General features: G+C 47.8%; 8 protein-coding genes. All 8 read left to right on the top strand.

Annotated elements, in window-relative coordinates:
• The first annotated feature begins 8 nt into the window (after window positions 1-8).
• The 8 genes from trmFO (at window position 9) to pilQ (ending at window position 9,525) form a co-directional block, all read left to right on the top strand.
• Complete coding sequence (trmFO, locus tag L0156_27605; protein ID MCI0606769.1) at window positions 9-1,367, top strand: methylenetetrahydrofolate--tRNA-(uracil(54)-C(5))-methyltransferase (FADH(2)-oxidizing) TrmFO; 1,359 nt, start codon at window positions 9-11, stop codon at window positions 1,365-1,367.
• A gap of 13 nt (window positions 1,368-1,380) precedes the next feature.
• Complete coding sequence (locus L0156_27600; protein ID MCI0606768.1) at window positions 1,381-2,286, top strand: tyrosine recombinase XerC; 906 nt, start codon at window positions 1,381-1,383, stop codon at window positions 2,284-2,286.
• Between the two features lie 145 nt (window positions 2,287-2,431).
• Window positions 2,432-4,096, top strand: a complete 1,665-nt coding sequence (locus L0156_27595) for an N-acetylmuramoyl-L-alanine amidase (protein MCI0606767.1) — start codon at window positions 2,432-2,434, stop codon at window positions 4,094-4,096.
• 217 nt (window positions 4,097-4,313) lie between these two features.
• Complete coding sequence (locus tag L0156_27590; protein MCI0606766.1) at window positions 4,314-5,372, top strand: pilus assembly protein PilM; 1,059 nt, start codon at window positions 4,314-4,316, stop codon at window positions 5,370-5,372.
• Entirely contained in the window at window positions 5,373-5,975 is a 603-nt protein-coding gene (locus tag L0156_27585) for a PilN domain-containing protein (protein ID MCI0606765.1), read from the top strand.
• Between the two features lie 6 nt (window positions 5,976-5,981).
• On the top strand, window positions 5,982-6,587 hold the full coding sequence (locus L0156_27580; GenBank protein ID MCI0606764.1) for a type 4a pilus biogenesis protein PilO: 606 nt from the start codon (window positions 5,982-5,984) through the stop codon (window positions 6,585-6,587).
• A complete protein-coding gene (locus L0156_27575; GenBank protein ID MCI0606763.1) occupies window positions 6,584-7,078 on the top strand; it encodes a hypothetical protein in 495 nt (164 codons plus the stop codon). Before L0156_27580 ends, L0156_27575 begins: the two co-directional genes overlap by 4 nt.
• Entirely contained in the window at window positions 7,075-9,525 is a 2,451-nt protein-coding gene (pilQ, locus tag L0156_27570; protein MCI0606762.1) for a type IV pilus secretin PilQ, read from the top strand. The genes L0156_27575 and pilQ overlap by 4 nt, the downstream gene beginning before the upstream one ends.
• Window positions 9,526-9,539: the final 14 nt, after the last annotated feature.

The raw sequence follows: 9,539 nt of genomic DNA, 5'->3' as shown, positions 1-9,539 counted from the left end.
TTTCATTTATGAAGATTCGGGTTATTGGCGGTGGTCTTGCCGGATCGGAAGCCGCCTGGCAGATCGCTCAATTCGGATTGCCGGTTGAGCTTTATGAAATGCGTCCCGTTCGTTCCACCCCAGCTCACGTAAGCGACCATCTTGCCGAACTGGTCTGCAGCAATTCACTGAAGTCGAATGATCTGTTGCACGCTCCCGGTTTGCTGAAGCAGGAGATGCGAATCCTCAACTCGCTTATTATTCGAGCTGCCGACACCAGCGCAGTGCCGGCGGGCATGTCTTTAGCGGTGGACCGTGGAGCTTTTTCCAATCATATCCTGAAAGCATTGAAGGCTCTTCCACATGTCGAAATCATCAGGGAAGAAATTGAAAAGATCCCGCCCGATGGAATCAATATAGTTGCGACCGGTCCATTAACTTCCGATTCGCTTGCTGAATCGATCCGCGAATTCACAAATTCTCCCTACCTTTATTATTACGATGCAATTTCTCCAATTGTGGATGTGGATACAATCGATCGTTCCATCGTGTTTGCGGCTTCGCGCTACGATAAAGGGCAAGGGGATTATTTGAACTGTCCGATGAATCGTGAGGAATACGATCGATTCCATCGGGCGCTTCTGACGGCGGAAACTCATCCGTTCAAAGACTTTGAAAAGGCGCTCTTTTTTGAAGGCTGTCTGCCGATCGAAGAACTGGCAAGAAGAGGACCGGACACACTTCGTTTTGGCGCCATGAAGCCGGTAGGATTGACCGATCCTAGATCGGGAAAACGCCCTTACGCCGTGGTGCAACTTCGACAGGACAATCTCGCCGCGTCACATTACAACATCGTCGGTTTTCAGACAAGTATGCGTTTCTCAGAACAGGCGCGTGTGCTCCGGATGATTCCCGGACTGCAAAATGCAGAGTTTTTACGATATGGATGGATTCACCGCAACACGTACCTGAATGCTCCCGCCGTATTGAGGGAAACCTATCAAACTAAGACGCGTCCCTCGTTGTTCTTTGCCGGTCAGCTCTCAGGAGTGGAAGGCTATGTTGATTCGGCAGCCTCCGGTTTGCTCGCCGGCCTCAATGCTGCTTTTCTTGCGTTAAATCTTCCTGCGCGGGTCCCTCCACCTCATACTGCAATCGGAGCCCTTGCGTTTTACATATCTCATGCGGATGCCAAACATTTCCAGCCAATGAACATTACTTTTGGCTTGCTCCGATCCCCTGAAATTCAAGCATTGAAAGACAAACGACGCAAGAAAGAGCTGCTGGTGGAAAATGCACTGCGTGCCATCAACGAATTTGTAAACAAAGTAGCACAGGCGTCCCGCCTATGGCGCTGCGCAGACGGGACGTCCGCGCTACTTTTGTAGTATTATAAGAATCGTGCAGAAATATCTGGACGAATTCTGGAATTATCTGGAACTGGAAAAGCGATTTTCTGAAAACACGCTGATATCCTACCGGAATGATCTCAACCAGTTTTGCACTTTCCTGAATGAGTTTCTAGGCCAGGATATTTTTCAGAACCCCGGGAGCCTCCCGGCGTTTGATCTTCTTACGGTCCGTGGTTTCGTGAATGATCTCCACCGGAAGGGTTTGGGGAAGAGCACGATCGGCCGGAAAATTGCCGCAGTGCGCACTTTCTTCCGGTTTTTGTGCCGGCAAAATTATTTGAGCCAAAATTTCGCAGCTCTTGTTCCGGCTCCCAAACTTCCCAAAAAACTGGTTGAGGTATTGCAACCGCATGAGCTGAGCCTTCTCCTGGACGAACCTGAATCAGATACTGATGTTGGGAAAAGGGATCATGCGATGTGGGAAATGCTGTACGCGACGGGATTACGGGTCGGGGAACTTTCCCATTTAAAGCTGAGAAACATCGACCATGCCGGACGCTGCATTTCTGTTTTAGGAAAGGGCAAAAAGGAGCGACTGGTGCTTTTTGGTGAAAAAGCTTCTGTTGCGCTTGGGAATTACCTGAAAATCAGGTCCGAATTCATTCAGACCGGGGACCCGGGATATCTGTTTATGAATTTGAAAGGAAAACGGCTTTCAGAAACGCGGATCCGTCAGATTCTTCGCGCCCGCGTTCGTCAAGCGGCAATTTACAAAAAAGTCTCTCCTCATACTCTCAGGCATAGTTTCGCTACGCATCTGCTGACCTCTGGCGCTGACCTTCGCTTTATTCAAGAACTACTTGGCCACAGCAGTCTATCCACCACCCAAAAGTACGCCCATTTGAACATCGACCAACTATTGAAGACCTACCAAAAGGCCCACCCCCGAAAGTAAGAGTCTAAAGTGTTAAAGGCGTTTTAACAAAGTAGCGCGGCCGTCCCGGCTGCGAATAACGCAGGCGAGACGCCCGCGCTACTATTGACATAGCACTATGCTCAAAGTATCATAAATCAACATTTGGGTGTGAATTGCAGCGACAGTGTCGCTGAAGAAGATGGAGATGATGAGGCAGGTCAGACTTTCAGTCTGTTCAGTGTTTCTCCTGATTCTAATCCTTCCCCTTGCCCCGGCTCTGGCGAAAACCAAAAAGGACAGTGCCAAGACTCTCTATGATACGGCCGTTCGGCTCGAAGCGGACTTGAAGAAAACCTCCAAATCCCGCGCTAATGCCGCAGTCTGGAAAAAAACGATCACTGCTTTTCGAAATGTTTATTACATGTATCCTTCTTCCGGGTATTGCGACAACGCGCTTTTTCATGTGGCCACGCTTTATTCTCAAATGGCCGAACAGTTTCAGGATTCGTTCTATTACCATCGCGCCACCGCTACTTATCAATTTCTAATTGAACAGTATTCTTCCAGCTCCCTTATCGAAGAAGCGATGCTCGAGGCGATCCGCATTTACCGCGATGAACTGAAACGGGAAAACGATGCAGAAACGTTGCTGAAAAAACTAAAATCCAGGAATCCTAAAGCTGCGGCGGCAATTTCCAAAAAGCCGCCCGCCACACCCACGCAGCCGGCCACGTTGCAAAGCCTGCGGCACTACACAGGCACCGATTACACACGAATTGTTATCGATTTCGATAAAGAGATTTCTTTTAAAAGGGATCGTCTTTCCAATCCTGACCGGCTCTATCTTGATTTTGATAACACAGTCGCCATGAAATCCTTGCTGGAGCAAAACTTCCAGGTCGATGACGGTTTCTTGAAACAGATTCGTGTCGGACAGAATACCTATCGCAAGGCCAGAGTGGTGCTCGACTTAAAAAGCATTGAGACGTACGAAATTTTTTCGCTTTATCATCCTTACCGTATCGTTATCGATGTTCAAGGCAAAAAGTCTGTAGCTGCGCCTCCGCCCGTGGTCTCTGTCATGCCGGAAACCACAGTTGAGCCTCCTGAAAAGAACGGGAATGGGAAATACTCACTGGCCCGACAACTGGGGCTGAAAGTCAGGAGAATCATACTGGATCCGGGACATGGTGGACATGACCCGGGGGCGATGTCGGCTGGAATTCGCGAAAAGGACATCACCCTGGACGTCTCTCGAAGACTCAAAATGCTTCTTCAGTCAAAATACGACTTTGAAGTCTTGATGACGCGGGATAATGACCGTTTTGTCGCATTGGAAGAGAGAACTGCCTTCGCAAATAGTAATGCCGCCGATCTATTCGTTTCTGTTCATGTGAATTCGAGCCGGAACAAACGGGCTCGAGGCATCGAGACGTACTATCTAAACTTTGCCACGACACCAGAAGCCATGGAGGTGGCAGCTCGAGAAAACGCTATCGCCGAGAAAAACATGGCCGAATTGCAAAAACTAACCATCGCCATTGCCATGAATTCCAAAATCGAAGAATCCCGGGATTTTGCCAGCCTCGTCCAGAGTCATCTGGTTTCTTATCTCAAAAAGGACTATGCCATCCCGAGTCTCGGGGTAAAACAGGCCCCTTTTTATGTTTTGATCGGTGCCCAAATGCCTTCGATCCTCGCGGAAATTTCGTTTCTCAGCAATCATCAAGAATTCCGGCTTTTGAGCGAGGATTCCTACAGACAATCGATCGCCGAAGGTCTGGCAACAGGGGTTCAGAGGTACATCCAAACGCTCGCGGAAAACAAGCTCACACAAAACCGGAAATAACAGAGTAGTACTACAGGTTCATTTAATAATATAGTAGTACTATGATCTTCGTTGAATGCACAGTGAACTATCCTTATAGTAGCTCCGCCGAAATCTGCTTCTAGAGGGCATTTTCAGGAGTTCACCTTTTCATTTTTCAACCAAAAAATTGCATTGCCTTGACAAAGAGAAACGTTTTTGTTAGTGTACCCAAAGGATTCCGAGAAGGAGCGCAACAGTGGGCCTGTTTGGACGTTCACGGGACTTAGTGGGGTTGGATATAGGATCTCACTCCCTCAAATTAGTGGAGCTCAGACAGAAAGGAAAAAGCTACGAGCTCGTCACTTTTGGAATCCAACCTTTACCTCCGGAAGCCATTGTGGAAGGGGCGATCATGGATTCTTCTGCTGTCGCAGAAGCGATCGACACTCTATTCGCAAATAACAATGTAAAGAAAACAGATATTGCAACATCCGTTTCCGGAGGATCTGTCATTATTAAGAAAATCTCCCTGCCCGCGATGAGCGAAGATGAGCTTGCGGAATCCATTCGGTGGGAAGCCGAACAATATATCCCTTTTCCGATCGACGAGGTGAACCTGGATCACAAGACCCTTCGTGGAAGCGCAGCCGAAGGGGGTATGATGGACATTGTTCTGGTGGCGGTAAAAAAGGATATGATCGGTTTTTACGCCAACGTTATCACACAGGCCGGAAAACGGCCCATGGTTGTGGATGTGGATGCATTCGCCGTTCAGAATGCATTTGAGCTGAACTATAAGAATGATGTCAGCCCGAGTGAGGTCATCGCTCTGATTAATGTCGGAGCAAGTCTGATTAATATGAATATCATTCAGGGCGAGATATCCTTATTTACTAGAGATATTTCTACGGGCGGCAACCTTTACACGGAAACCGTTCAAAGAGAATTAAATCTTAGTCGTGAACACGCTGAGAACCTGAAAAAAGGAGTTCCCGTAGATGGAATCGATCCTGCCTCGGCCACCTCTATCATTCAGGGTGTTACCGAAGATCTGGCAGTCGATGTGCAACGAACCTTTGATTTTTTCAAAGCGACTTCTACGGAAGAACGTATCGACCGCATTTACCTTTCTGGAGGATCAGCCAAAGCTCCGGGCATTGTTCAGTACTTCCAAAGCAAGTTTAATGCTCCTACTGAAGTTCTGAATCCATTTCGGAACATCCGATTGACGAACATTGATGCCGATTATCTGCAGGATGTTGCTCCATTAGCTACTGTTGCGGTGGGTCTCGCGTTGAGGAGGGTTGGAGACTGAATGATAAAAATTAACCTTCTCGAGGTTGAAAAAGAGAGACGGGTTAAAGCAGCAGCGCCGGGAGGGGTTCCAACAGCTTTACTTGCATTGGTCATTATTGGGCTTTCTATTGCTGCATTTATTTTTTACTATTTAGCGAAACAAAAACAGGTGGCGGATCTGGAAGAAGATATTGCCAAGAAAAGAATTCAGAAAAAAGAACTGGAGCCTTATATAAAAAGAGTAGAAGAGTTAGATGCGCGCCGGCAGGAGTTGGCGAAAAAGAATCACGCGATAGAATTGCTTCGGAGCCAGCGAACGATTCCCGTGCACATTATGGATGAAGTCAGCCGCGCGATGCCGGATTATCTATGGCTTACCAGCGTCCAGTTGCAGGGTGAACTGCTCAGCATCGATGGGAAAACGCTTCAGGAACAAGCGATTCCGACATTCATGAAAAATCTCGATGCTTCGGAATTTGTGGGAACTTGTAGCTTGATTGAAACGAGCCAACCGCTCGGTACCGAGGATCGTTCTACTTCATTTAAGATTTCAGCGCCTATTACGAATCCATTTAAACCAAAGGAGCCGGCTCCGAGTACTGCCGCTGCGCCGGCCCAGTAGCAAACTATGGCAATACAGGATACAGTTAAGTCTTGGCCCTGGTACGGACAAGCTGCACTCTTTGTTGTGATTGGTGCAGCGCTTTTCTATCTGGGGCACTGGCAGTTGATTGAACCACTGAATAAGAAAATCGTTGAACTAAACAATGAACGGGAATCTTTGATTCAGGAAATCAATCGAGGAGAAACAGCAAAAGCACGCGCGATTGAATTTGAGGCTGAGCTCAAACGTCTGGAACATCAATTGGAATCCTTGAAAAAAATCCTTCCTGAAACAGAGGAGATCGCCGACCTCTACAGCCGTATCCAGCAAGAGGGAACGGAACTTGGTTTAACCATCACCACTTTTAGGCCGGGCACTCACGCTCCACAAGAGTACTATGAAGAATGGCCCATTAACATGTCGCTTTCCGGTAACTACCACATCCTGGCCAAGTTTTTCGAGCGAATCGGAAAGTTGTACAGGATCATCAACGTAAGGGACATCAGAATACGAAGTTATACCAACCCTAGAAGCACAAATACACTCACGGCTGATTGCGTCGCAACCACTTTTATCTATAAGGAGACGGCTCCACCAACTCCATCCAAGAGACGAGGAGCTCGAACATGAAAACTAAACTTTTCTTTGTCGTGGCTGTTGCGCTGTTCTTGGTAAGTTCGTCTACAGGGGATGCAACAACGACTGCTGATCCATTCCTTGTTTTACAGGTTCAAGACGAAAAGAAAGCGGATCAGCCTGAAGCGTATGATATCAACTATACCTATGACCCGGCAGGTCGAAGAGATCCATTCGTCGATTTGCTTGTCGGCATAAAGGCAAAAGGACCTTCGACACCGAAAGGTGCATTGACTGTAGGCGATGCCAAGGTCGTAGGAATTACTCAGGGTAAAGAAGGTTACACCGCTATAATTGTGGGAGCTGACAATAAAGCCCGTTTTATGAAAGCTGGTGACAAGCTGTACGACGGACAGATTATCTCCATTGAAAAGGATAGAGTAATCTTTCGTCAAGACTTTACTGAGGAAAATCCAGCCGCACCAGGACTTCGATCTAAAGAAGTTGAAAAAAGGCTAAATCCTGTTCAGGAGGGGACACAATGAGCAAGCGTCACTATTTTCCTTTATTTCTTCTCCTTTTCTCCTTCTTCACGCCTCCGTTGTTATCTGCTGAAGACCTTGTGGGCTTGAAGAATCTCTCCTGGGAAGAGCAGAAGAACAAAACTCGAATTGTTCTGGAAACGACTCAGCCGTTGCAATACAACGTAACTGCGTCTCAGACAGCTTCTGAGGTTCAGGTTGAGCTAACCAATCTGGATTTAAGAAATCTTCCGCAGGAGTTGTTTATTAACACACCCGAAGTGGTGTCGTTGCAAACTTTTCCCCAAGCGGATGGACAGCGGGCGCGGATTGTGGTGAAGCTGACATCTTTTCGTCCGCATCAGGTTTCTTCAGACGGAAATAAGCTGTACATCGACATTGAGGACGGAACTTCTGTAGCAACAATTCCCGCTCCTCCAGAACCGGTGAAAGCGGATCAGCCCGTAGAAGAACCGGTTCAGGCTGCTTCAGTTGAGAAAGTGCCCGAGAGCGCTCCGGTTGCTGCTGAGCGGACTGAAGTTGCGAAACCTGTAGAGCAGGCTCCTGTAAAGGAAGCTGTTCCTGCAAGTCCAGCCACAGTGATCAATGATGTTCAGATTAGCCCGATCAATGCAGAAAAAGTCGACGTAGTACTGGTCGGTGACGGCTCCATGAATTACGATGTTTTTGAGTTGGCCAATCCTGCTCGACTCGTGATCGACGTAAAGTCAGTCAGTGTCGGGCCAGGATTAAGCAGCCGGCAGGCGGATGGACAGGAACTCCTTACAAAAGTGCGCGTTGCTCAATTTCAAACAGCTCCCAAAGTGGTTCGGGCCGTGATTGATTTGAACAGAAAGGTTCCTTACACGATCAGTCAGGAAGGAACGCAACTGACGATTCATCTTGGGGAGGCGAATATTCCTCAGGCAAAATCGAACGGAAGCACGAGCCAGAGTGAAACTGAAACTGCAGCACCTGTTGCGGAGCCGGTTCCGGTAAATCTTGAGCAGGTACCGGTTAAATATGAAGAACCGAAGATTGCTCAGGCCGAGCCAAAGCAAACCACGAACGAACAATTCTTTTCGTTTGAGCCGGACACAAGTCTCTTTGCACAGGAAACCACAACACTTCCGACCACGAGTCGTCCACCAACTGAAACCACTGGTAGTCAGGGCATGGGAAGTCTGGAGGACCGGGAAGGCGGTGCGCAAAAGCAGTACACTGGTGAGCCATTCTCCTTTGACTTCAAAGACATTGACATCAAGGATCTCTTCCGATTTATTGCAGATATTTCAGGATTAAATGTGATCCTTGATCCTTCAGTCAGAGGTTCCGTTACTTTGAAATTAACCGAAGTCCCCTGGGATCAAGCCTTGGATTTGATTACGAAGAACCAGGGATTGGGTTATACGATTGAAGGGAACGTGATCCGGATTGCACCACTCTCAAAGATAGAGGCAGAAGAAGAACAGCGCAGAAGAGTTGAAGAACAACAATTCTTGAGCGCCCCGTTGGTTACCAAGATCGTACCACTCAGCTACGCGAAGGCGCAGCAGGTGGATGCGATTGTTAAAAGGCTACTGACCAAAAAGGGCAGCAGCATCGTTGATGTCAGAACCAATACGTTGATCATTACCGACATCGACACAAATATCGATTCGGTCATCAGCTTGATCGATACGTTGGATTCCCGAACAAGTCAGGTTGTCATTGAAACACGAATCGTAGAAACCACCAAAAACTTCTCTCAAGGATTTGGTATTCAATGGGGATTCCGTGGCATCGTGGATCCAAGTTTTGGCAATAACACCACTTTGCAATTTCCCAATAACATGCTGATCGGCGGCAATGCGATTCGTGCCACCTCCGGTATCACCGGGAATCCGCTTAGTGGATACGCTGTGAATTTGCCTAGTTCACAGGCCCCGAATTCAGCGATTTTGCTTTCCGCTGGGAATATTCTGGACACATTCCGTCTGGACGTGGCTTTGATGGCGCTGGAGAATTCCGGACAAGGACGTATTCTTTCCAGTCCAAAAGTGGCAACGCAAAACAATACAAGAGCTGAGATCGTCCAGGGTACTCAGATACCGGTTCAAACGATTGCCAACAACACAATTACAACCACTTACGTTCAGGCGTCTTTGCGAATGAGTGTTCTTCCGCAGATTACAGCCGAAGGGACTGTGATTATGGAAGTAGAAATCGAGAACAATAGACCGAATCTTTCGATTATTGGTGTTGGCGGAACACCGGCAATTGATACGGAGAGCGCCCGCACAACTCTACTTGTAGAAGACGGTGGAACGACGGTAATCGGCGGTATTTTCACGGCGTCTGAGTCCTATCAGCAGGGAAGAACTCCGGTCTTACACCGGATTCCTCTTTTAGGATGGTTGTTCAAAAACACCAACGTGACACGAGACAATCGGGAACTTCTGATTTTCTTGACTCCTCGGATCATCCGTTAGAAGGGAAAGGAGGA

Source organism: bacterium (genome assembly GCA_022616075.1).
In the GTDB taxonomy this organism is placed as follows: domain Bacteria; phylum Acidobacteriota; class HRBIN11; order JAKEFK01; family JAKEFK01; genus JAKEFK01.
The sequence above is the reverse complement of the archived record's forward strand: the minus strand, read 5'-3'. Positions and strand labels throughout refer to the sequence as shown.

Excerpts from the sequence above, each read along its gene's own strand:
- trmFO (MCI0606769.1), top strand. The coding sequence starts at position 9 with ATGAAGATTCGGGTTATTGGCGGTGGTCTTGCCGGATCGGAAGCCGCC.
- L0156_27585 (MCI0606765.1), top strand. The coding sequence starts at position 5,373 with ATGATAAAAATTAACCTTCTCGAGGTTGAAAAAGAGAGACGGGTTAAA.
- L0156_27580 (MCI0606764.1), top strand. The coding sequence starts at position 5,982 with ATGGCAATACAGGATACAGTTAAGTCTTGGCCCTGGTACGGACAAGCT.
- L0156_27575 (MCI0606763.1), top strand. The coding sequence starts at position 6,584 with ATGAAAACTAAACTTTTCTTTGTCGTGGCTGTTGCGCTGTTCTTGGTA.
- pilQ (MCI0606762.1), top strand. The coding sequence starts at position 7,075 with ATGAGCAAGCGTCACTATTTTCCTTTATTTCTTCTCCTTTTCTCCTTC.